Source organism: Arthrobacter sp. Y3221160 (assembly GCF_059092585.1).
The window spans coordinates 90,313-113,456 of record NZ_JBNHHU010000001.1 but is presented as its reverse complement, the minus strand read 5'-3'; the positions used below and the strand labels follow the sequence as shown (position 1 = coordinate 113,456).

Sequence of the window (23,144 nt, the reverse complement as noted above, 5' to 3'; positions counted from 1 at the left end):
ATCCGTAGGAGCCGGTTCAGTACGCGAACGCGAGCACGTCATCAGGGTCTTTTCCGTTCCCGTCCGTTCCGTCTCCGTCCTTGCCGTGGCCGCCGGTGCCGCCGTCGTCGTCCTTGCCATCCGCGGACGCCGCGGGCAGCAGCTCGGGCATTGCCGCCGGCACACCGCCGCGGCAGTAGGCGGCGAGCAGCTTCACTTCCACCACCAGCAGCGAGCCGTAGACCAAGGTGAAGGCGCTGAGCGAGAAAATCAGCTCCCCCAGCGAGACGCCCGGCGACACGGCCGCGGCCGTGAACATAAAGACGTTGTCGATGCCGTCGGGATCCGGGTTGGGTGCCACGACGAACGGCTGGCGGCCCATTTCAGTGAAGATCCAGCCCGCCGAGTTGGCACCGAACGGGGCCAGGATTCCGAACACGGCCAGCCGCATCAGCCACTTCGATTCGGGCACCGTGCCCTTGCGCACCACCCACAGGGCGACGGCGGCGGCCGCGGCGGCCAGCATGCCGAAGGTGATCATCATCCGGAAGCCCCAGTACGTGACTTCCATGACCGGCACGTAGTCGATTTCGCTGCCGGCGCGCTCGCCGTAGATCGGGTTGTCGGGCAGGTGCGTTCCGAAGCGCTCCTGGTACTCCGGCAGCAGGCTGTTGATGCCCCGGATCTCGGTGTCGAAATCGCCGTTGGCCATGAAGGAGAGCAGTCCGGGCAGCTCCACCACGGCGACCATGTCGTCGCAGTCGTTGGAGCCGAGGTCGCCGACCGTCAGGATGGAGAAGCCCGTGCCGTCGTGGCAGGCGGCCTCCGCGGCGGCCATCTTCATGGGCTGTTGCTGGAACATCAGTTTGGCCTGCAGGTCCCCGGTGAGGGACACCCCGGCGAAGGAGACGACCGCGACGACGGCGCCGATCCGCAGCGAGCGGAGCCAGACCTTGTGGTCGGCCGCATCCCTGCCGCGCGCCGGGTCGGATCCGACGACTACCGTGCCGTCCGGGCCCACGGTGTCGATGCCGTCGCGGCGGCGCTTCCACAGGTGGTACCAGCTGATGCCCAGCAGGAAACCGCCGGCCACCGAGGTGGCGCCGAAGATGGTGTGCGGGAAGGCCACCAGCAGCGTGTTGTTGGTCAGCACCGCCCAGACGTCCACCATGACCGGCCGACCGTCGATCATTTCGACGCCGACCGGGTGCTGCATCCAGGAGTTCGCGGCCAGGATGAAGTAGGCCGAAGCGACGGTGGCCAGCGAGGCACCCCAGATGCTGAGCAGGTGCACCGCTTTGGGCAGTCGGCCCCAGCCGAAAATCCACAGGCCCAGGAAGATGGACTCGACGAAGAACGCGAGCAGGGCCTCCATGGCCAGCGGCGCACCGAAGACGTCGCCGACGAAGCGGCTGTATTCGCTCCAGGCCATGCCGAACTGGAATTCCTGGACCAGGCCGGTGGCCACGCCCATGATGAAGTTGATCAGGAACAGCTTGCCCCAGAACTTGGTCATCCGCAGGTACTGGTCCTTGCCGGTGCGGTACCAGGCCGTGTGCATGATCGCGACGAGCAGTCCCAGGCCGATGGTCAGCGGCACCATGAGGAAGTGGTAGACGGTGGTGATACCGAACTGCCACCGCGCGATTTCAAGTGCTTCCATTGCCGCTGCCTCCCGGACTGACCTGGGTTCCGGACTACTCCGGAACTCATTTCTACACGCCGTAGAACTTAATCTTCTACGAACTGTAGAACATTTGCACGAAAGACGGTAAATTAGAGACCAAGAGCACGGTCGTAGAAAGGTTCTGCGCGCCGTTGATGCGACGTTAAGAGACGAAAAGGAACCAGATGGCTACTCTCGGAGATTTGGAACGGGCGGTCATGGACGTGCTGTGGTCCCAGAACGCCGCCGATCCGGCCGAGGCCGGACTGACCGCCAATGAGCTGCGCGACACGTTGGCGCAGGTCTCCGCGGACGGGGCGGACGGCAAGGAGCTGGCCGTCACAACGGTGCTGACCGTTCTGTCCCGGCTCGAGAAGAAGGGCCTGGTCCAGCGCGGCCGCGACATCCGCCCGCACCGCTACCGGGCGGTGACAAGCCGTGAAGAGCACACCGTGGAGCTGATGCACGAGGTCCTGGGCTCGGCCCCGGACCGCGAGGCCGTCCTGGCCCGCTTTATCGGGACGGTCAGCGACGAGGAAGCGGAAACCCTGCGCAAGATCCTCTCTTCCAACTGAGCTGAATGTTCCTGGCCTCCTACCTGCTGGCCGCCATGGCGGTCATTTTGGCGTGGCCTGCCCCCATCCTGCTCTCGCGGGCACGTTGGACGGCCCGCAGTCCCGGGACGGCGCTGGTGCTTTGGCAGGCCATCGCCCTGGCCGGCGGCCTGTCCATGATCGGCGCCATGCTGACGTGGGGCTTGGAACCGCTGGGAGACCACCTGCTGGCCGGCCTCCGGGGCCTGACCGGCCTTCTGCTGGACGACAGTGCGGATACCGGGCTGGACCTGGTGCACGTGTTCGCGCTCAGCGCCGCCCTGCTGCTGACCGTGCACCTGGTCTTCACGCTGCTGCTGACCTACTACAAGATCCGCAAACAGCGCGGCCGGCACCGCGACCTGCTGAATCTGCTGAGCTCCCCGTCCGAAGACTCCCCGCGCACCCTGGTGATCAACCACCCGGCGCCGGTGGCCTACTGCCTGCCCGGCGGCGGCGGCTCCGTCACGGTGCTCTCGAACGGCCTGCTCGAGTTGCTCTCGCCGGACGAACTGCACGCGGTCATGACGCACGAAAAGGCGCACCTGGAACAGCGCCACGACCTGCTGCTGTGGGCCTTCGCCGCCTGGCGGGCGGCCCTGCCCTGGCTCCCCACCTCGAAGCTGGCCCGGACGGCGGTGAACGAGCTGATCGAGATGCTCGCGGACGACCATTCCCTGAAGACGTCGGCCCGCGAGACGCTGGTGCGTGCGATCGCCGTCGTCGCTGCCGGTGAGCGGCCGGCGGCGGCAGGCCCGGCCGCAAGCCTGGGCGACCCGGCGAAGGGATTGCTCGGCGCCGCCGAGGCGGAGTCCTTTGTCACCGCACACCGGCTGCGGCGGCTGCTCTCCCCTGTTCCGGCCCTTGGCGGCGCGGCCCGGTCCGCGGTACTGCTGGCCGCGGCTTTGCTGCTGGCGGTGCCGACCGTCCTGTTGGTGGCACCCGGGCTGGCGGCCTAGGCGTCGATCCGTTCCCGGTCGAGCATCGAGGCGCCGGCCACGATGAACTCCTTGCGCGGCGCCACGTCGGAGCCCATCAGCAGGTCGAAGGAACGCTCGGCGGCTTCGGCATCCTCGATCCGCACCCGGCGCAGCGTTCGGTGGCGGGGCTCCATGGTGGTTTCGGCCAACTGGTCGGCGTCCATCTCGCCCAGGCCCTTGTAGCGCTGGATCGGCTCCTTGTACTTCCGGCCGTCCTTCTCCAGGGTGGCGAGCAGTTTGTGCAGCTCGTTCTCCGAGTAGGTGTACACCACCTCGTTGGCCTTGGCACCCGGGTTGATGATCTCCACCCGGTGCAGCGGGGGCACGGCGGCGTACACGCGACCGGCGTCGACCAGGGGGCGCATGTAGCGGAAGAAGAGCGTGAGCAGCAGCGTGCGGATGTGCGCGCCGTCGACGTCGGCGTCCGTCATCAGGACGACCTTGCCGTAGCGGGCCGCGTCCAGCTGGAAGCTGCGCCCGGACCCGGCCCCCACCACCTGGATGATGGCCGCGCATTCGGCGTTGGAGAGCATGTCGCCCACCGATGCCTTCTGCACGTTGAGGATCTTGCCGCGGATCGGCAGCAGCGCCTGGTGGTCGGACGAGCGGGCCAGCCGTGCCGTGCCCAAAGCGCTGTCGCCCTCGACGATGAACAGCTCGGAGCGTTCGACGTCGCTGGTGCGGCAGTCGATCAGCTTTGCCGGCATGGAGGACGTCTCCAACGCGTTCTTGCGCCGCTGCGTCTCCTTGTGGACGCGGGCCGAGATGCGGGACTTCATCTCGCTGACGACCTTTTCGAGCAGCAGCGCGGATTGGGCCTTATCCCCGCGGTTCGAGGACCCCAGCTTGGCGGCCAGCTCCTTCTCCACCACCCGGGACACGATGGCGCGGACGGCGGAGGTGCCCAGGATTTCCTTGGTCTGGCCTTCGAACTGCGGCTCGGCCAGGCGGACGGTGAGCACCGCGGTGAGTCCCGCGAAGACGTCGTCCTTTTCAATCTTGTCGCTGCCGGCCTTCAGCTTGCGGGCGTTCGCCTCGATCACCTTGCGGAAGGTTTTCAACAGCGCCTGTTCGAAGCCGGCCTGGTGCGTGCCGCCCTTGGGGGTGGCGATGATGTTCACATAGGAACGGACCGTGGTGTCGTAGCCAATGCCCCAGCGCAGGGCGACGTCAACGTGGCAGTCGCGGTCGACCTCGGCGATCTTGCTGTGCCCGTTTTCATCGAGTACCGGAACGGTTTCCTTGAACTTGCCGGAGCCGTGGAAGCGCCAGACATCCGTGACGGCGCTGTCGTTGGCCAGGTATTCGACGAACTCGGCGATGCCGCCGTCGTGGTGGAACACTTCCTCGATCGGGCCGTTCTCGCCGGCGGTGCCGGCCAACCTGCGCTCGTCGCGCAGCGTGATCTTCAGCCCCGGAACCAGGAACGAGGTCTGCCGCGCCCGGTTCTGCAGCTCTTCGTAGGAGAACTTGGCGTCCGGGGTGAAAATCTGCCGGTCGCCCCAGTATCTGATGCGCGTTCCGGTCACGCCGCGCTTAGCGGTTCCGACCACTTCCAGTTTGGAGCCCGTGACGAACGGCTCGAACGCGGACTCCGGGCCCGGCCCCCTGCCCGTGTCGATGAACTTGCCCGGCTCGCCGCGGCGGAAGGACATTTGGTACGTCTTGCCGCCGCGGTCCACCTGGACATCCAGGCGGGAGGACAGGGCGTTGACCACGCTGGCGCCGACGCCGTGCAGGCCGCCGGAGGCCGTGTAGGAGCCGCCGCCGAACTTTCCGCCGGCGTGCAGCTTGGTGAACACTACTTCGACGCCGCTCAAGCCGGTCTTTGGCTCGATGTCCACCGGGATGCCACGGCCGTCGTCGTGGATCTCCACCGAGCCGTCCGGGTGCAGCGTGATCTTGATGCTCTGCCCGTACCCGGCCAGCGCCTCGTCGACGGAGTTGTCGATGATTTCCCAGAGGCAGTGCATCAACCCGCGGGAATCAGTGGATCCGATGTACATGCCCGGCCTCTTGCGGACGGCTTCCAGCCCTTCCAGGACGGAAAGATGGCGTGCTGTGTACTCAGACTTCGTTGGCGCCACGTGTACGAGTGCTCCTTGGCAGACAGAACTGCGGTCCTTGGCCGCGGTCCGCCGCGAATAACGGACCGTTACTAGGCTAATCCCCTTTGCGGGCGGGCTTGTGCACCGCGCCGGAGCGCAGACCGGCATGTGACGCAGCTCCCGGCTGTTACCCACACGTGATACGCGGTGAGCGAAAGTGACCCCATCTTGCGAAGATTTCCGCGCTTCGGATGGTTCTATGGATAGACGCACTCGTAAGGAGGTCATCATGACGACAGCAGTAGCCCCCCGTGAACTGACCGCATTGGACCGATGCGACCGGTGTGGTGCCCAAGCCTATGTACGGGTTGTCCTGGCCTCCTCCGGCGGCGAACTCCTCTTCTGCGGGCACCATGCCCGGCAGCATGAGCCGCAGCTTCGCTCCAAGGCCTCGGAATGGCAGGACGAAACCAGCCGGTTGACCGAAAAGGCCGGCGCCGCCGCCGAATAGGTTCTTTGGGAACGGGCTGCAGCCGCAGCCCGTTCCCGGAGCGGTCCGACAGGTCCGCCCGGTACCCGGTCAAAGGGCGCCGTTCCCCGCAAGGGGAACGGCGCCCTTTGCGTCTCCGGAGGCCTTTCCGCCGGGGGCGCCCGGGGACCTGGCGCCGGAACGCGGCGCTCCCCTTCCCCCGCTGCCGCCGGCTAACGCAGCAGGGCCGGCGTTTTGCGGGTGCCGGTTAACGCAGCAGGGCCGGCCCCTTGCGGGTGCCGGCCCTGCTGCGCAGTCGGATTAGTCCAGGTAGTCGCGGAGTACCTGCGACCGCGACGGGTGCCGCAGCTTGGACATGGTCTTGGATTCGATCTGGCGGATGCGTTCCCGCGTGACGCCGTAGACCTTGCCGATTTCGTCTAAAGTCTTCGGCTGGCCGTCGGTGAGTCCGAAGCGCATGGCCACCACGCCGGCTTCGCGCTCGGACAGCGTGTCCAGCACCGAGTGGAGCTGTTCCTGCAGCAAGGTAAAGCTGACCGCGTCGGCGGGAACCACGGCCTCGGAGTCTTCGATCAGGTCGCCGAACTCCGAGTCGCCGTCTTCGCCCAGCGGCGTGTGCAGCGAGATCGGCTCCCGGCCGTACTTCTGGACCTCGACGACCTTTTCCGGTGTCATGTCCAGTTCCTTGGCCAGCTCTTCGGGAGTGGGCTCGCGGCCCAGGTCCTGGAGCATCTGGCGCTGCACGCGGGCCAGCTTGTTGATGACTTCCACCATGTGCACCGGAATGCGGATGGTGCGGGCCTGATCCGCCATGGCGCGGGTGATGGCCTGCCGGATCCACCAGGTGGCGTAGGTGGAGAACTTGAAGCCCTTGGTGTAGTCGAACTTCTCGACGGCGCGGATGAGGCCTAGGTTGCCTTCCTGGATCAGGTCCAGGAACAGCATGCCGCGGCCGGTGTAGCGCTTGGCCAGCGAGACGACCAGTCGGAGGTTGGCTTCCAGCAGGTGGTTCTTGGCGCGCTTGCCGTCGTGGACGATCTGCTCCAGGTCGCGCCGCAGGCGCGTCTCCATGGTGCCGTCGTCCTTGGCCAGTTTCTCTTCGGCGAAGAGACCGGCCTCGATCCGCAGCGCGAGGTCGACTTCCTGCTCGGCGTTCAGCAAGGCGACCTTGCCGATCTGCTTCAGGTAGTCCTTGACGGGGTCGGCGGTGGCGCCGGCGGAGACCACCTGCTGGGCGGGGGCGTCGTCGTCGTCGGCGTCGGAGTAAACAAACCCGGACCCGGTCTCGCCGTCCTTGCCCTTCTTGGCGCCGGCTTCCTCGGTGGCTTCTACGTCTTCCTCGGTGGGCTCCGGCTCGACCTCGGGATCCTCGTCGACTTCTTCCGTGGCCAGCTCGGCGGTGTTCGCCTCATCCTTCTTGGCAGCGGCACCGGGCTTGCGGCCGCGCCGTTTGGGAGCAGCTTCCGCCGCTGCCGCTGACTGGGCGCCCGCGCGCTTGGTCGTCGCGGACTTTTTCGGAGCGGAGGCAGCAGTCTCCTCATCGGGAGCTGCAGCAGTCTTCTTGTCCGGTGACACAGAGAACCTTTCGTACGGCGGTCTGTGACGCTACCTGCGGGTAACACCACTATGACCCTGTCAAGTCCGTGAATGAATTCAAACCAAGCCACGGACGCAGGGTCTGCATGGCATAACCTGATCCGCGGCGGCGGTATTCCCGCAGGATCTACCGCTGTTTGAAACACGAACCCAACCGGGTCTCGGTTCCCATTGTCTCACGATTCAGACCGCCGGATGAACTGATTTTCGACCGTCGCGACGCCGCGATCATGCCGTCAGGTGCCTCCGTCCGGGCCAGGCGGTCTCCCGCCGGCGCGCCCACACCGGCAGCATTCCGCTGTCTGCCAGTTCCTGCACCAGTTCCGCCAGCCGGTAGCCGGGCCATTCGCGAAGGCAGGCCTCGGCCCGTTGATGCGCATGCGTACCGCGTCCCCGGGCCCATTCGATCCAGGCATGCAGCGTGCCGGCGGCAGCGCGGGAGCGCCCCGCTCCGACGGCGTGCAGGCGGGAGAGCAGGTGTGCCGTGGCGTCCACGCGATCCCAGTCCGGAGCGTGGGGCGACTCACCGATCAAAATTTTGGACCAGCCCCGGGCTGCGGCAGGATCGCCGGACCCGGGCAATGGATCGACGGGCGGCGCGGCGCCCGCCGCCCGGTCCGCGTCATCGAGGAGGCCGGATGCCTCGGCCCAGAGGAACGCCGTCTCGGCGCTGCTGCAGGCGAAGATGGCAATACCGTCCCGTACCGCGTCGTCGCTCAGGCTCGCCAGCAGGAAGGCCTGCGCTTCCGCCGTGAGGGTTCCGGCCTTGTGCGCTGCCAGGGATTGCTCCCAGCGGCGGAGGGTGTGGAAGTAGAAGTCCGAATGGGTCCACCCTCCCGCGCGTCCCGCGGCCAGCCGGTCCGCCTCCTGCCGTATCCCGGCCGCGACATCGGGTGTCGCTGCCGGTGCCGGTGTTAGTGCCTCTGCTGCCCCGGCTCTCCGGACGGACGTGGCGGTCGCGTACGGCGCGCCGGAGGCTGCCGCCCGTGGGACGGCCACGGCCTCCGCTGCGGAGGCCGCGTAAGTGCTGCCGCTGTAGACAAGTTCGGCGCTCAGGGCACTGTCCCGGATCTGTGACACCGGACGTCCGGGCAGCGGACAGCATTCGGCGTCGGCGCAATAAAGCTCCCGCCAGTGCTGCGGGCCTACCGTCCAGCCCGCGCGGACCGGCAGCCCGGCGGCGGACAGGGAACGGCCGAGGGCGGCCACGAGCCGGGCATGGGGCGGCCGGCCCGGCGAACGCCAGGGGTGGTCCGTGTACAGGATGAGCAGCGCGGAGTCGGCGCCCTCGTCCGAGCGCAGATAGTCCGCCGCCGTTTCGGCAAACAGTTCGAGGTGGCAGCCGTCCCCGCTGGCGGGGAGGTCCAGGCGGAGGGTCGCGCCCAAACGGCCTTGGGAAAGGGCCAGCAGCACCACGCTGTCGGCGGGAAGGAATCCCAGCGCATGCGGCACGAAACCGAGAATGTCGACGGAGCGGCGGGCGGTGAACTTCTTCTTCTCCATGACAGGAGCCTTCCGCCGCTGCCTGCCCGGCGGCCAGCCGAGGGGGCTCCCCTGTGGACAACCGCCCTTCCGAAGCCCAGGTGGAGGAAGGGTGCTCAACGGTGGAGGGAGGGTGCTCAGCCGCCCCGGGTTCCGCCGTTCCCCCTGCTTTCCCGGATCCGTTCGCGCCGCCGGCGGCGCTCCCGTGCCAGCGCATCGCGCAGCGGCGGCACGGTGATCCCGCCGTGCGACATCCGGGTGCGCACGCGTTTGCGCACGTCCAGCATCGCCAGCGTGCCCGCGATCAGGAAGAGGAACTGGAGGCTGAAGGCCAGCTTGAACGAGTCCAGCGCGTACAGGTCGCCCTGCGAGAACCCGCTGGCCAGCAGGGCATCGAGCACCACGCCCATGCCGAGCATCACCAGCAGCGCCGAGATGAAGCCGCCGACGTTGACAATCCCGGTGGCCGTTCCGGCGCGGCTGAGCGGATTGAAGGTCCGGGCGAAGTCGAAGCCGATCATGGAACCCGGGCCGCCGACGGCCACGGCCATGACCAGCAGTAGGAGCAGCCAAAACGGGGCCGGGCCCGGGTAAACCAGGACGCACAGCCAGGCCGCCGACATGGCCCCCACGATCAGCAGGGCCATGGTGGAGCGCCGGAGGGGATGCCGGCCCACCCAGCGGCCCAGCAACGGGCCGGCGACGAAGGAGGTCATGACCGCTGCCGTCATCAGCGCCGAGGCTTCCGTCGGCGTCAGGCCTTGGGCCGACACCAGGAACGGGTAACCCCACATGAGCATGAACACGTTCGCGGGAAACTGGACCGTGAAATGAGTCCACAGTCCCAGTCGGGTACCCGGTTCCCGCCACGCTTCGGCCAGCGACGCGCCGGTCTGGCGGAGGGTCGGCTGCGGGGCCGTCCGCCGGGGTCCCGGCTCGTTGCGGACCACTGCGAGGGCAAGGACGAAGGCCACCGCGGAGAGCGCGGCAACAGAGAGGAAAGCCGGCGTCCAACCCGCCAGGTTAAGGATGGCCACGAACGGGATGACGCTGATCAGCTGGCCGATCTGGCCCAGCTGGCCGGTTAACTGGGTCAGCAACGGAATGTGCTTCCCGCTGAACCAACTGGGCAGCAGCCGCAGCACCGACACGAAGGTCATCGCGTCGCCGGCACCGACGAGGACGCGTCCGGCCAGCCCTTCGGGGACGGAGGACGCGAAGGCCAGGGCGGTTTGCCCGGCCAGCATCAGTACGGCCCCTCCGGCCACCATCATCCGGGGTCCGTATTTGTCCACCATGAGGCCGACGGGGATCTGCAGGCCCGCGTACACCACCAGTTGAACCACGGTGAACGTCGACAACGCGGCGGCGGTGGCGTCAAAGCGCTCGGTGGCCTGCAGCCCTGCTACGCCGAAGGAGGTCCGCTGGGTGATCGCCACCAAGTAGGCGAATATCCCGCTCCCCCACACCCACCAAGCACGCCGCGAATCCATTGCTCCATCTTGCCCACGGTCCGGGGCGCGGGACTAATCGGCGTCGCCGGACCCCGTGGAGGCTCCTTCGGCGCCGTCGTCGTCGGTGGCAGGCTGAGTGGCCAGGAAGGCCTCCACCGCCGCGCCGATCTCGTCGGCGTCGGGAAGCTCTTCGTTGTCCTTGACCAGCAGCGAGCGGCGCTCTTCATGCCCCGCGTACTCGTCGTACCGCTCTTCCAGCCGGCCGACGACGCGCTGGACGTCCGCGGAGTCCTGTACCTGCCGGTCGATCTGGCTCTCCACCTCGCGTCCGGTCTCGCGCAGCCGGTCTGTGGGCAACGTCAGCGAGGTGGCGGCACCGATGTACTCCAGCGCCGCGACGGCGGCAGGCGGGTACTGGGCGTCGGACAGGTAGTGGGGCACGTGGATGGAATAGCCGACGACGTCACGGCCGGCCTCTGCGAGGCGCACTTCCAGCAGCGGGCCGATGCCGGCCTGCAGCTCCGCCTGCGGTTTCCAGCTGGTGATCCCGTCGATCAGGTCCTGCCGCGAGCCGTGGACGGTGACGCCGATCGGGCGGGTGTGGGGCACCGGCATGGGCAGCGACTGGACCCACGCGACCAGCCGCGTCTGGAGCCGGTTCGCCACCCAGACGACCGCACGGGAGAACCGCTCCCACTGGTAGTCGGGTTCGGGGCCGGTCAACAGCAGGAACGGAGTGCCGAGCCCGTCGACCAGCCGGTAAAGCTCGATGGCGGGGGCTTCGTAGTCGGTGAAACGGTCGCCGGCGAAGGTGATGCGGGGCCGCCTGCTGCGGTAGTCCACCAGTTGGTCGGCGTCGAAGGAGGCGACCAGTTGTGCGTCGAGCCCGTCGAGCAGCTCGTCGCCGATCTGCTCCACCACGTGGCCGGCTTCCGCAGCACCGGTGAATCCCATGACGAGATCAAGCCCGCGCAGCTCAGGCGAGTCGAACAACTCCGCGTTGGTCGACATCAGCGACCGTGGATCCAGCAATGTGCCCTCCGTTCCGGCATCGTCTCTTTCCCTGCCGTGCATGCCTCTCGCAATGTTCAGCGCCCGGGCGGGCGGAAAAATTCCGGCCCGCGGGCCGGACAGCGCGTGCGCGGCACCGCATCCGGTGCGGAGAGACTACGATCGACAGGTGCAGGCCCTGTTCCGGCCAACCTTTTCAAAGGCTCATTCCTGCTGGAACTACTGTAGACACAACGGTAAGCAACCGGTGAGCGGCGGCGGGCACCACCCGTCCGGCCGGCCGGCTGTAGGAGAAGTTAGGACAGATCTGCGTGATCCCCACGACCGAGCTCAAGCTCAGCGCCATTGCCAAGGATGTCAAAAAGGCCAAGTCAGCCGCCCTCGTCATTGCGGTCGGGCAGGACGGAGACGGTCCGGTCCTGCTGGAGAATCCGCTGCCGGCCAAGGCCTCGAAGTCGCTGCAGGACTCCCTTCCGCTGCTCGGCGTCACCGGGGCGGCCGACCAGGTCCACCGCCTGCCGGGGCTGCCCGGGGCCGGGGCGGACGTGGTGGTGCTGGCCGGCGTCGGGAAGCTGCTGCCCGGGCAGGCGTTGACGGAAGAAACCCTGCGCCGCACCGCCGGCTCGGCGGTGCGCCAACTGGCCGGGGTCCGCTCGGTGGCACTCGGCCTGCCGGCCGGAACAGTGGCCGAAGCGGCGGCTGTCGCCGAAGGCGCCGCCCTGGGCGCCTATGACTTCAGCGATCACCGCACCCGGGCGGCCGGGGCCCGCGGCCCGGTGGCGGAAGCCACCGTCATCACGCCGGTTGCCGGCGACAAGGAACTGGCGAAGGCACTCAAGCGGGCCTCGGTGCTGGGACGGGCGGTCAATGCGACGCGCTCCCTGGTCAACCAGCCGCCGAGCCACCTGTACCCGGAGACGTTCGCCGAGGCGGCCACCCAGATGGCCCGGAACCTGCCGGTCAAGGTCACCGTCCTGGACGAGGGACGGCTGGCGAAAGACGGTTACGGGGGCCTGACCGGCGTCGGCAAGGGATCCAGCCGCCCGCCCCGCCTGGTCAAGGTCGAATACGCGCCGGTCCGGGCCAAGGCGAAGCTCGCCTTCGTGGGCAAGGGCATCACCTTCGACTCCGGCGGCCTCTCGCTCAAGCCCGCCACCGGCATGATGACCATGAAGTGCGACATGGCAGGCGCGGCCGTGGTGCTGAACGCCGTCCTGGCGATCGCCGAGCTGGGACTGCCGGTGAAGGCCACGGCGTGGCTTTGCCTGGCGGAGAACATGCCGTCCGGCACCGCGTCCCGGCCCTCCGACGTACTAACCATGTACGGCGGCAAGACGGTGGAAGTGCTGAACACCGACGCCGAAGGCCGGCTGGTCCTGGCCGACGGACTGGCCGCCGCCAGCGAGGAACATCCCGACGTCCTGCTGGACGTCGCCACCCTGACGGGTGCGCAGATGGTCGCGCTGGGAAGCCGGGTGGCCGCGGTCATGGGCGACGAACCCGTGCGCGATGCCGTCAAGGCCGCCGCCGACCGGGCGGGGGAACTGTTCTGGCCGATGCCGTTGCCGGAGGAACTTCGTCCCAGCCTGGACTCGCAGGTGGCAGACCTGTCCAACATGGGCGACAAGTACGGCGGCATGCTGACGGCCGCGATCTTCCTGCGCGAGTTCGTGGGCGAATCCGGCGGCGCGCGCATCCCGTGGGCCCACCTCGACATTGCCGGCCCGGCCTTCAACGAAGGATCCCCGCACGGCTACACCCCGAAGGAGGGCACCGGCGTCGCCGTCCGCACGCTGGTGGCCTACGCCGAGGATGTAGTGGCCCGCAGCTCCTAAAGGCCCGCGCCTCGGAGCGCGCCCGCGTGAATCCGCACACAATCCGGCCTGTTGGGGCCGTCACCAACTAGATGATGGTATGCGGGAGGGCTAAGGTGAGACCCAACCAACTTCGTTCGTCAACCCCAATCAACTCATCGACGTGTCACCACACGTTGCGAACACGCGAGGGAGCGTTCACGTGGCCGATTCGGCAACAGCGCAAGAATTCGACATCCTGATCCTCGGCGGCGGCAGCGGCGGTTATGCCGCTGCCCTCCGCGCCGTGCAGCTGGGCTTCAGCGTCGGTCTGGTGGAAAAGGGCAAGCTCGGCGGCACCTGCCTGCACAACGGCTGCATCCCCACCAAGGCGCTGCTGCATTCCGCCGAGCTGGCCGACCACGCCAAGGACGCCGCGAAGTACGGCGTGAACGTAAGCCTCGATTCCATCGACATGGCTGCCGTCAATGCCTACAAGGACGGTGTCATCGCCGGGAAGTTCAAGGGCCTGACCGGCCTGGTCAAGTCCAAGGGCATCACCGTCATCGAAGGCGAAGGCAAGCTCGTCGGCAAGGACACCATCGAGGTCGGCGGCACCGCCTACAAGGGCAAGAACATCGTCCTGGCCACCGGCTCCTACTCCAAGACCCTCCCGGGTCTGGAAATCGGCGGCAAGGTCATCACGTCCGACCATGCCCTGAAGATGGACACCCTGCCCAAGAGCGCCGTGGTGCTCGGCGGCGGCGTCATCGGCGTCGAGTTCGCCTCGGTATGGAACTCGTTCGGCGTTGACGTCACCATCGTCGAGGGCCTGCCCTCGCTGGTGCCCAACGAGGACCCGGCGATCATCAAGCAGCTCGAGCGCGCGTTCAAGAAGCGCGGCATCAAGTTCAACACCGGCGTGTTCTTCGAAAAGGTGGAACAGAACGACGACGGCGTGGTGGTCACCCTCGCCGACGGCAAGACGTTCCAGGCCGACCTGATGCTGGTTGCCGTCGGGCGCGGACCGAGCACCGCGGGCCTGGGCTTCGAGGAAGCCGGCCTCACGGTTGACCGCGGCTTCGTGATCACCAACGAGCGGCTGCACACCGGTGTCGGCAACATCTACGCCGTCGGCGACATTGTCCCCGGCGTCCAGTTGGCCCACCGCGGATTCCAGCAGGGCATCTTCGTGGCCGAGGAGATTGCCGGCAACAAGCCGGCCCTCATCGAAGACATCAACATCCCGAAGGTCACCTACTGCGATCCGGAGATTGCCTCCGTCGGCCTCAACCAGCCGCAGGCCGAGGAGAAGTTCGGCAAGGACAACGTGGAGACCGTCGAGTACAACCTGGCCGGCAACGGCAAGAGCTCGATCCTGGGCACCAGCGGCATGATCAAGATGGTCCGCGAAAAGGACGGCCCCATTGTGGGCATGCACATGATCGGCGGCCGCATCGGCGAGCAGATCGGCGAGGCGCAGCTGATCGTCAGCTGGGAAGCCTACCCGGAGGACGTCGCGGCGCTCATCCACGCGCACCCCACGCAGAACGAGGCCCTCGGCGAGGCCGCCATGGCGCTGGCCGGCCGCCCGCTGCACGGCTAACAGGCCCTCTCCTGGTGCACCCGTCCCCGCCGGGCGGGTGCACTAGGCTCAAGACAAGACTCGATGTACCGGCCAGGCCGGAAAATAGACTCAAAGGAGAACGGGCACCACATGTCTGAAACCGTGAACTTGCCCGCCCTCGGTGAAAGCGTCACCGAAGGCACTGTCACTCGCTGGCTGAAACAGGTCGGCGACCGGGTCGAAGTCGACGAACCCCTGCTCGAGGTTTCCACCGACAAGGTCGACACCGAGATCCCCTCTCCGGTAGCCGGCGTGATCGAAGAGATCCTGGTCGCCGAGGACGAAACCGCCGACGTCGGAGCCCCGCTGGTGCGGATTGGCGACGGTTCCGGCTCCGGCGAGGCCGCCGAAGAAGCGCCGGCGGCGCAGCAGGAGGCTGAAGCCCCCCAGCAGGAAGCCCCCGCCGAGGAAGCCCCAGCACAGGAGGCCCCGAAGCAGGAGGAGCCCCGGCAGGAAGCCCCCGCCGAGGAGGCGCCCGCCGCCGGTTCCGGCGAAGGCACCGAAGTCACCCTCCCGGCCCTGGGCGAGAGCGTGACCGAGGGCACGGTCACCCGCTGGCTGAAGCAGGTGGGCGACACGGTCGAGGTCGATGAGCCGCTGCTCGAGGTCTCCACCGACAAGGTAGACACGGAGATTCCGTCCCCGGTGGCCGGCACGGTCCAGGAGATCAAGGTCGCCGAGGATGAGACCGCAGAGGTCGGTTCGGTGCTTGCCATCATCGGCACCGGCGCCGGCCCCGCCAAGGCGGAGCCGAAGGAAGCCGAGCCGGTGGCCGCCGCGCCTGCCGAGGAACGCGAAGCCCCGGTGGTTGAACCGTCCGCCGAACAGCCGGCCGCCGAAGCCCCGAAGGCCGAGGCTCCCAAGGCCGAAGCCCCCAAGGCCGAGGCTCCGAAGGCCGAGGCTCCGGCCGCCGCCGAGCCCGCCGCGGGCCCGGACGCCGGCTACGTCACCCCGCTGGTCCGCAAGCTGGCCAACCAGCACGGCGTGGACCTGTCCAACGTCAAGGGCACCGGCGTGGGCGGACGCATCCGCAAGCAGGACGTGCTGGAGGCGGCCGAATCCGCCAAACCGGCCGCAGCACCGGCAGCCGCCGCGAAGGCTCCGGCGGACGCCGCGGCCTCGGCCAAGCGCGGCACCGTCGAGAAGGCACCGCGGATCCGCCAGGTGATCGCCCGCCGGATGCGCGAATCGCTGGACGCTTCCACCCAGCTCACCCAGGTCCACGAGGTCGACATGACCAAGGTGGCCAAGCTGCGCGAGCGTGCCAAGAAGTCCTTCCAGGAGCAAAACGGCGTCAAGCTGACGTACCTGCCCTTCATCGCCAAGGCCGTCGCGGAGGCGCTCAAGCAGCATCCGAAGCTGAACGCCGAGTACGACGAGGAAAAGCAGGAGATCACCTACCACAACGCAGAGCACCTGGCGATTGCGGTGGATACCGACAAGGGCCTGCTGGTCCCGGTGATCAATGACGCCGGCAGCCTGAACCTGGCCGGCCTGGCGGGCAAGATCGCCGATGTTGCCGCCCGTACCCGCAGCAACAAGATCGCTCCCGACGAGCTCTCCGGCGGTACCTTCTCGATCACCAACATCGGCAGCGTCGGCGCCCTGTTCGACACTCCGATCATCAACCAGCCGCAGGTGGGAATCCTCGGTACCGGCGCCATCGTCAAGCGGCCCATGGTTGTCCAGGATGAGAACGGCGACGATTCGATCGCCATCCGCTCGATGATGTATCTGTCCCTGACCTACGACCACCGTTTGGTCGACGGCGCGGATGCCGGCCGTTTCCTGCAGACGCTGCGGGCGCGTCTGGAAGCCGGACAGTTCGAGGCGGACCTGGGCCTCTAGCCCGGCCTGCCCCGCGCGACGCACGGATGAGCGGCGGGCTGCGTTCCCAGTGGACGCAGCCCGCCGCTGTGCTTTGTCCCCTCGGCCCGCCAGCCGCTACTACGTCAGGTAGAAATACCCGTCCCGCCGCGGCATGGCGCGGATCTGCGTGCTTCCCCGGCCGATAAGCTGGGCCCATGGACATCCTTTACAGCATTTTCGTCTTCCTGCACATCGTCGGTGCCGCCATGATCGTCGGCATCTGGATAGGCAACATGAAGAAGCCCACCGTCCACCCCCGCCAGTTCGACGGCGCAGCCCTCCAGCTGATTACCGGCGTCATCATGATGGGCCTAATTCCGGCCCTGAACATGGACGCCGACTACGTGAAGCTGACCATCAAGCTGGTCATCGGGCTCGTCGTGGGCGTCCTCGCGTTCATCGGCCGCCGCAAGTACAAGGCCGGCGAACCGATTTCCACCAACCTGGCCCACTCGGTGGGCGGTCTGGCGCTGCTGAACGTCGCCATCGCGACCTTGTGGAACTGACTTTCCAAAGCTCCTGACGCTGCGGTCGGTCCCGGGCTCCGGGGCCGGCCGCTGTGGCTTAACCCGGTGCCGCCCGGACAGTCCGCGGCAACTCCCCTAGTATGAAAAGGACGGCGCCGGCCGCCCGCGGCCGGGCCGGCATGGAACTCATCCGAGATCGACCAAGGAGGACATATGGCTACAACACGTTCTGCCAGCACCGAGTGGAACGGCGACCTGTTTAGCGGCGCCGGCCAGACTACGTTCGAAACGTCCGGGATCGGCACTTACGATGTCACTTGGAAGGCACGTGCGGACCAGTCCGAGGGAAAGACCAGCCCCGAAGAACTGCTGGCTGCCGCCCACGCCACCTGCTACTCCATGCAGTTCAGCAACATGCTCAAGGAAAACGGGACCACAGCCGAGAGCATTAAAACCTCGGCGGCCGTGGATTTCGTGCCGGGCACCGGCATCACCGAGATTCGCCTGACCGTAAACGCGACCGTGCCCGGGATCAGCGAGGACGACTTCCAGCGCCTGGCCTCCGGCGCCAAGGACACCTGTCCTGTCTCCGGCGCCCTGGCCTCCGTCCCGAGCATCACGATTGATGCCACCCTGGCCGGCTAATCCCGAACAGACCGAAGAACCCCGGCGCATCTTGGATGCGCCGGGGTTCTTCCGTTCACGCCCGGTGCGCCCAGGCGAAGGTCAACGCACATCCTGCGGACGCGGCGGCAGCGGTCCGGGGCGCAGCACGGGATAACCGGCCCGCGCCGGCGGCTGGTCGGTCGGCAGCTCGCCCAGCATCTCCTTGAGGATGCCGACGCTGTGCTCCAGCTGCGGGTCCTCCCCCGCCCCGTACGCGTGCGGCGGGAACGGCACCTCGATGTCCGGGTCCACCCCGTAGTTCTCCACGCCCCAGCCCACGCCCTGGGTGAACCAGAACGCGTACCGCGGCTGCGTGACGCCGGTTCCGTCGGCCAGCGAGAACTTCGCGTCGATGCCGACCACCCCGCCCCACGTCCGGGTCCCGACTACGGGACCAATCCCGCGCAGCTTGCTCACCTGGGTGATGATGTCGCCGTCGGACCCGGCGTATTCATCGGTGAGGACGACGACTGGGCCCCGGGGCGCGTGGGCCGGGTACGTGCCCGGCTGCTCGCCGCGGGCGAGGTTCCAGGCGGTGACCTTGCGGCCGATCAACTCGGCAACCAGCTGGGAGGTATGGCCGCCGCGGTTGCGCCGTACGTCGATGACGAGCGCGTCCTTGGCGGTCTCCACATCCAGGTCGCGGTGGAGTTGTGCCCAGCCGCGCGCCACCATGTCCGGGATATGGAGGTATCCGAAGCGTCCGTTCGATGCCTCGCGGACATTGCGGCGGTTCCCCGAGACCCAGTTCTGGTACCGGAGCCGCTCTTCGTCGCGGATGGGGATCACCGCGATTCGCCGCTGCAGGCCGGCTTCCGGGCTGCCCGCCCCGTTGACGATGGTCAGTTCGACCGTCTTGCCGGCCGCGCCGGCCAGCAGCGGCGCAGGGCCTGCCAGCGGGTCCACGGGGATGCCGTCCACCGCCGCGATCACGTCCCCCGGGTCGACGGCTGCGCCCGGAGCAGTCAGCGGAGACAGCGCCAGCGGATCCGACGATTCTCCGGCGAGGATCTTCTGCACGGTCCAGCCCGCCTCGGTCCGTGCCAGGTCGGCGCCGAGCCGTCCCTGTTTGCCGGAGCCGGGCTCCGCGACCGGCGGGGGCGAAACGTAGGCGTGCGAGGTGCCGAGTTCGCCGTGCAGCTCCCAGAGCAGGTCCACCAGGTCGTCGTGGGATCCAAGCCGCTCGACCAGGGGCCGGTAACGGTCGTAGACGCCTTGCCAGTCCAGCCCGGCCAGGTCCTCGGCCCAGTAGAAGTCGCGCTGCAGCCGCCAGGCCTCGTCGAACGCCTGGCCCCAGACCTTGAGCGGTTCGAGGGTGACCCGGATCCGGCCCAGGTCGACCTGCACGCTCTCGGGCGAGTCGTCGTCGACCTTCCCGGCGGCCGGCACGGCCTTGACCTGCGCCTTGTGCACGTACACGATCCGCTTGCGGTCCTGGGACACCTCGTAGGAGTCCAGCGCCGGCACCAGCACGGAAACCTCCCGGCGGGAGAGGTCGAACCGCTCCAGCCGCTGGGACTGCTCCGGCTCTTCCGCCGACGCGCGGCCTTCTCCGGTGACGCCGGCGGGGTCGCTGGCCAGCCACAGCAGGGCTCCGTCTACCGCGCTGAGGTCGGTGTAGCGGCCCTGCCGGACCGGGACCGGGATGATCCGCTCTCCCAGCCGTTCGGCGTCCACCACCATGTCGGCGACGGCGGGCGTGGCCTGGTCCTCCCCGTTCGGGGATCCGTCGTGATCCTTCCCGGCCGACGGCGGCGCGTCCGGCAGCGTGCCGTGCACCGACGGACCGAACGGCGAAGACGTGGCGGCGGCCAGGGCCACCAGGAACGGCTTGGTCGATTCGGGAAAACCCAGGTCGAAGCTGTGGGTGGAATAGACCGGATCGAAGCTCCGTTCGGAGAGGAACGCGGCGAACTTGCCGTCCGGGGTGAACGCCGGACCATGGTCGCGGAAGCGTCCGTCGGTCACGTCGACGATCCCGCCGGTGCCGTCGGCCCGGGCCAGCCGGAGACGCGTGCGGGTGCCCTCCGCTGTCACGGGCTCGGCCCACAGGATCCAGCGGGAATCCGGCGAGAAGACCAGCTCGCTGATCGCCCCGTGGTCGGTTTCGGAGAGCCGGCGGAGCTGCGCGCTGTCGGCGTCCAGGACCAGTACCTGGCCGTATTCGGTGGCCACTGCCGCCAGCTTGCCGTCCGGACTGGCGGCAAGCGCGCTCACCCGGTCCGGGCCGGGCAGCTCCACGCGGCGCAATTGCTGCGGCTCCAGCGCCTCAGCCGAACGGGCGTCCGGTTCCCGGCCGCCGCTTCCGCCGCCGCCTTGCCTTCCGCCGGACCGCACCTCCACGATGGGCTGGGACTGGGTCGGATGGACGACGGCGGAGGCCGACACCGGGCGCGGCAAGCCGTCGGGCTCCGGTTCGGCGGGGGCCGGCACGGCTGCCGCGGGAGCAGGCTGGTCGGCCCGGGACAGCTGTTCGAAGACCTGGCGGATGTAGAGGGCTTCTTCCCCGTCGTGGTCCGCGACATAGACCACCCGCGTGTCGCCGAGGGGCCGCGCGAGCCGGGCGCGGACGCCGGGCGTCGATTCCACAGCGCGCGACGGGCCGTCCCGGTGGGTCAGCCAGTGCACCGTGCCGTGCGTTTCGATGACGGAGGCGGTTCCCTTGGGATTCGGCACGGCGGAGGCCAAGTGCTTTGACACGTCGAGCGGGCGGCTGCGGCGGCTCGTGGATGCCGAGCCCAGCGTGATCTCAAGCCGGCGGGCCGCGTCCGCGGAATCGAGGGAGTCCAGGATCCAGAGTTCGCCGGCGGACTCGAAGACCACGCGCGTGCCGTCCGTCGCGGCATGGCGGACGTAGAAACCGTCGTGGTCGGTGTGCCGGCGCAGGCCTGTTCCGTCCGGCCCCACCGAATACAGGTTGCCGTAACCTTCGTGATCGCTCAGGAACGCGATCCGGTTGCCGATCCACATCGGGTCTGCCAGGTTGCCGTCGAGTTCGGCCGCCAGGCGCCCGAACTCGCCGCCGCCGTCCCGGTCGATCCACAGTTTGCCGGCCGTTCCGCCGCGGTACCGCTTCCACCACGCCGGTTCGCGCGAGAGCACGCTGCCGACCACGACCGGACGCTCGTCGCCGAGTTCCGGCCCGAACGCGATTGAGTCGACGGGCCCATAGGGCAGGACCCGGGCGTCCGAACCGTCCAGCGGCACAGCGTAGGCCCAGGTGTGACGTGATTCTTCGCGTTCGAAGGAACTCGTCACCAGGGCGTGGCCCGCCGGTGTGAATCCTTTTACCTTCGTGCTGGCGTGCCCCCAGTAGGTCAGTTGGCGGAATCCCCCGCCGTCGACCGACGCCGTGACGGCCTCGGGGGCGCTGGCCTGCACCACGCTCCAGGCCAGGTGCTGCCCGTCCGGCGAGAACCTCGGGTTCCGGGCCGGCAGTTGCAGTGACGAGACACGCCACGCCCGGCCGCCGGCAAGGGGGGCGACCCACACGTCGTCCTCAGCGACGAACGTGACCAGATCGCCGTGCACGTGCGGGTAGCGGAAGTAGCTCGATGAAGTCATGCCTCGATCTTAGTCACGGCCTGTGCTGGCCCCGGGGGCATCAGAGCGGCGGGGCGCCTCGCGGACTGACTGGATCAGCCAGCCGGCGTCCCGCCTCACCATCTCAAGGTGGACCCGTTGCACGCTGGGTTCGGCGCGTCGTCCCAGCACGCTGCCGTCGGCGGCCACCTGCCGGTACGCCGACGTGCTGACGGTTGCGGCCACCCATTCCTGTGGCCCTCCGCCTGGTGGCGCTGGATCAGCCGTTACCTCCTCCACCGTGGTTTCGAAGCCGTCGAGCCAACTGCCGGAGCCTGCCAGTGCAGCGATGATGCCTTGGTCCGTGTCCATGACGGCCGTGCCGGGCATATTGACCCGGTTGAGCAGCGTTGCGTCGCGCGTCCTGACGGCCTCGGTGCGCAACCAGGCCAGGGCCGGCACGGCCGCCGCCGCATCGCGGCCCCGCAGCGCACGTTCCAGTTCCGCCGGCAGTCCCCGGGCTTCGGGGGGAGCCAGGTCCTGCCCTTCGCGCTGCGCCGTGGACACCTGTTGCACCGACCGGCCACCACCAGGCGATGAGACCGCATCCGGATCGCTCGGCGGAGCGGGCGTTACGTTGCCGGCCAGGGCGAACAGGATGCCCGCTGCCGCCGCGGCCGCGGCGACCGCCAACGTGGCCGCGGCCCGCCGACCGGGGGCGGGCCGGGCACCGCCTCCACGGCCGGCCCCGGCTGACGCCCGCGGAAACGGCGGCAGCGGTCCCCTGTCCCGGCGGCCGGCAGCCTTACCCGCCGCCTGCCGCCGGGTCAGCAACTGGCTGGCAACGGAAGGATGCGCCGACGCCGTCAAATCCAGTGCCTCCGGCTTTGCGGCCCGGATCGCCCGGCGGGCGAACTCCGCCGCGGAGGGGCGCTCCCCTGCACTCTCGGCCAGTCCGTCTTCCAGGAGGGCCACCAGGGGATCGGGCACCTCGGGCACCAACGCCGCCAGTGGCGGCCGCTGCGCGGTGGCACCGGGCACCCGGCCGGTGAGCGCGAACCAGCCGATGGCTGCCAACGCATAAATGTCCGCCTCGGGATCCAGCCGGCCGCCGCCGGAACCGCTGCGCGGTGCCCCGAACCCCGGCGTGCCCGCCGCCGGCGGGCGGTCGCTGCCCAGCGCGCGGGCGACGCCCAGGTCGGCCAGCATCGGCTTGCCCACCGCGGTGAACAGCACGTTGCCGGGCGATACGTCCCCGTGCACGGTCCCGGTCCCGTGCAGGTAATCCAAGGCCTGGGCTATCGGAGTCAGAATCGTCACGGCCTCGCCCACGGCCAGCGGGCCGCGGGCGGCGACGAGCGCCGCGAGCGAGCCGCCGGCAGCATATTCCAGCAGCAGCCCCGGCCCGCGGTCGGTTGCCACTTGTCCGTGGACGGGCAGCAGGTGCTCATGCCGCGCCCCCGCCAACAGGAATAGTTCATGGTCGGCGGCAGCGGCCGCGGCCCCCGGTTGCCCCTCGGGGGCAACCGCCCAGGGAGCGGGTTCCCCCTCATCGGCGGCTAATACGTGCCGGGCAGGGCGCGGCCCAGGCCGCGGGCGTTCGGCGTCGTCCGAGGAGGAGGGAACAGTGGGCGCAGACAGCACCTTCAGTGCATACTCCGTTCGGGTCAGCGCGTCGCGGACCAGCCATACCGAGGCCGAGGCGCCGTTGCCCAGCCACCGCTGCACGTGCAGCCCCGGCGCCGCCGGCCGCGGCGGTTCCTGCCCCACGGAGGCCGCCCCGGGTGTCTGCCCATCTTCCATGGACCACTTGTACTCCGTTTGGCCGCGGGGCGCAGGAGTTATCCACAGCACTTGAGTCGTTACACAAATAGCAGTGCCCGGCCCCCGGAGCGTAGTCT

The 23,144-nt window shown here is 68.6% G+C and carries 16 protein-coding genes; 8 read left to right on the top strand and 8 right to left on the bottom strand.

The window, feature by feature from the left end; genetic code table 11:
• Positions 1-16: 16 nt before the first annotated feature.
• Positions 17-1,642 (bottom strand): cytochrome ubiquinol oxidase subunit I, encoded by a 1,626-nt coding sequence (locus tag AC5RWG_RS00490; RefSeq protein ID WP_494166219.1) that lies wholly within the window; start codon positions 1,640-1,642, stop codon positions 17-19.
• A 188-nt stretch (positions 1,643-1,830) separates the two neighbouring features.
• Between AC5RWG_RS00490 and AC5RWG_RS00485 the strand changes: the two genes are divergently transcribed.
• On the top strand, positions 1,831-2,220 hold the full coding sequence (locus AC5RWG_RS00485) for a BlaI/MecI/CopY family transcriptional regulator (protein WP_493977919.1): 390 nt from the start codon (positions 1,831-1,833) through the stop codon (positions 2,218-2,220).
• A 5-nt stretch (positions 2,221-2,225) separates the two neighbouring features.
• Entirely contained in the window at positions 2,226-3,197 is a 972-nt protein-coding gene (locus AC5RWG_RS00480) for a M56 family metallopeptidase (RefSeq protein ID WP_494013834.1), read from the top strand.
• On the opposite strand, the gene AC5RWG_RS00475 is transcribed toward AC5RWG_RS00480, so the two are convergent.
• Positions 3,194-5,305, bottom strand: coding sequence for a DNA gyrase/topoisomerase IV subunit B (locus AC5RWG_RS00475; RefSeq protein ID WP_494013833.1), 2,112 nt, complete (start codon positions 5,303-5,305; stop codon positions 3,194-3,196). The two genes, AC5RWG_RS00480 and AC5RWG_RS00475, sit on opposite strands and share 4 nt — an antisense overlap.
• A 250-nt stretch (positions 5,306-5,555) precedes the next feature.
• Between AC5RWG_RS00475 and AC5RWG_RS00470 the strand changes: the two genes are divergently transcribed.
• Complete coding sequence (locus tag AC5RWG_RS00470; protein WP_493999501.1) at positions 5,556-5,777, top strand: DUF7455 domain-containing protein; 222 nt, start codon at positions 5,556-5,558, stop codon at positions 5,775-5,777.
• Positions 5,778-6,056: 279 nt separating this feature from the next.
• On the opposite strand, the gene AC5RWG_RS00465 is transcribed toward AC5RWG_RS00470, so the two are convergent.
• The 4 genes from AC5RWG_RS00465 to AC5RWG_RS00450 all read right to left on the bottom strand — a co-directional run bounded on the left by AC5RWG_RS00465 (position 6,057) and on the right by AC5RWG_RS00450 (position 11,362).
• Positions 6,057-7,331, bottom strand: a complete 1,275-nt coding sequence (locus AC5RWG_RS00465) for an RNA polymerase sigma factor (protein WP_494013832.1) — start codon at positions 7,329-7,331, stop codon at positions 6,057-6,059.
• A gap of 249 nt (positions 7,332-7,580) precedes the next feature.
• A complete protein-coding gene (locus tag AC5RWG_RS00460; protein ID WP_494166218.1) occupies positions 7,581-8,855 on the bottom strand; it encodes a DUF4192 domain-containing protein in 1,275 nt (424 codons plus the stop codon).
• A 116-nt stretch (positions 8,856-8,971) separates the two neighbouring features.
• Complete coding sequence (locus tag AC5RWG_RS00455; RefSeq protein ID WP_494166217.1) at positions 8,972-10,327, bottom strand: MFS transporter; 1,356 nt, start codon at positions 10,325-10,327, stop codon at positions 8,972-8,974.
• 33 nt (positions 10,328-10,360) lie between these two features.
• On the bottom strand, positions 10,361-11,362 hold the full coding sequence (locus AC5RWG_RS00450; RefSeq protein WP_494013829.1) for a proteasome assembly chaperone family protein: 1,002 nt from the start codon (positions 11,360-11,362) through the stop codon (positions 10,361-10,363).
• A 248-nt stretch (positions 11,363-11,610) separates the two neighbouring features.
• Here AC5RWG_RS00450 and AC5RWG_RS00445 point away from each other — a divergent pair, with 248 nt between their 5' ends.
• The 5 genes from AC5RWG_RS00445 to AC5RWG_RS00425 all read left to right on the top strand — a co-directional run bounded on the left by AC5RWG_RS00445 (position 11,611) and on the right by AC5RWG_RS00425 (position 17,700).
• On the top strand, positions 11,611-13,134 hold the full coding sequence (locus AC5RWG_RS00445) for a leucyl aminopeptidase (RefSeq protein WP_494166216.1): 1,524 nt from the start codon (positions 11,611-11,613) through the stop codon (positions 13,132-13,134).
• A 181-nt stretch (positions 13,135-13,315) separates the two neighbouring features.
• Positions 13,316-14,698 (top strand): dihydrolipoyl dehydrogenase, encoded by a 1,383-nt coding sequence (lpdA, locus tag AC5RWG_RS00440; RefSeq protein WP_494013827.1) that lies wholly within the window; start codon positions 13,316-13,318, stop codon positions 14,696-14,698.
• A gap of 111 nt (positions 14,699-14,809) precedes the next feature.
• Positions 14,810-16,567 carry a 2-oxoglutarate dehydrogenase, E2 component, dihydrolipoamide succinyltransferase gene (gene sucB, locus AC5RWG_RS00435; protein WP_494166215.1) on the top strand — a complete coding sequence of 586 codons (1,758 nt, stop codon included), beginning with the start codon at positions 14,810-14,812 and terminating at the stop codon, positions 16,565-16,567.
• Between the two features lie 176 nt (positions 16,568-16,743).
• Positions 16,744-17,094, top strand: coding sequence for a hypothetical protein (locus AC5RWG_RS00430; protein ID WP_494166214.1), 351 nt, complete (start codon positions 16,744-16,746; stop codon positions 17,092-17,094).
• Between the two features lie 174 nt (positions 17,095-17,268).
• The gene (locus AC5RWG_RS00425) at positions 17,269-17,700 is read left to right on the top strand and encodes an OsmC family peroxiredoxin (RefSeq protein ID WP_493987444.1); all 432 of its coding nucleotides are present in this window, start codon (positions 17,269-17,271) and stop codon (positions 17,698-17,700) included.
• An 81-nt stretch (positions 17,701-17,781) separates the two neighbouring features.
• On the opposite strand, the gene AC5RWG_RS00420 is transcribed toward AC5RWG_RS00425, so the two are convergent.
• Both AC5RWG_RS00420 and AC5RWG_RS00415 read right to left on the bottom strand, forming a co-directional pair.
• Positions 17,782-21,285 carry a S41 family peptidase gene (locus AC5RWG_RS00420; protein ID WP_494166213.1) on the bottom strand — a complete coding sequence of 1,168 codons (3,504 nt, stop codon included), beginning with the start codon at positions 21,283-21,285 and terminating at the stop codon, positions 17,782-17,784.
• A 9-nt stretch (positions 21,286-21,294) separates the two neighbouring features.
• The gene (locus AC5RWG_RS00415) at positions 21,295-23,046 is read right to left on the bottom strand and encodes a serine/threonine-protein kinase (RefSeq protein ID WP_494166212.1); all 1,752 of its coding nucleotides are present in this window, start codon (positions 23,044-23,046) and stop codon (positions 21,295-21,297) included.
• Between the last annotated feature and the right edge of the window lie 98 nt (positions 23,047-23,144).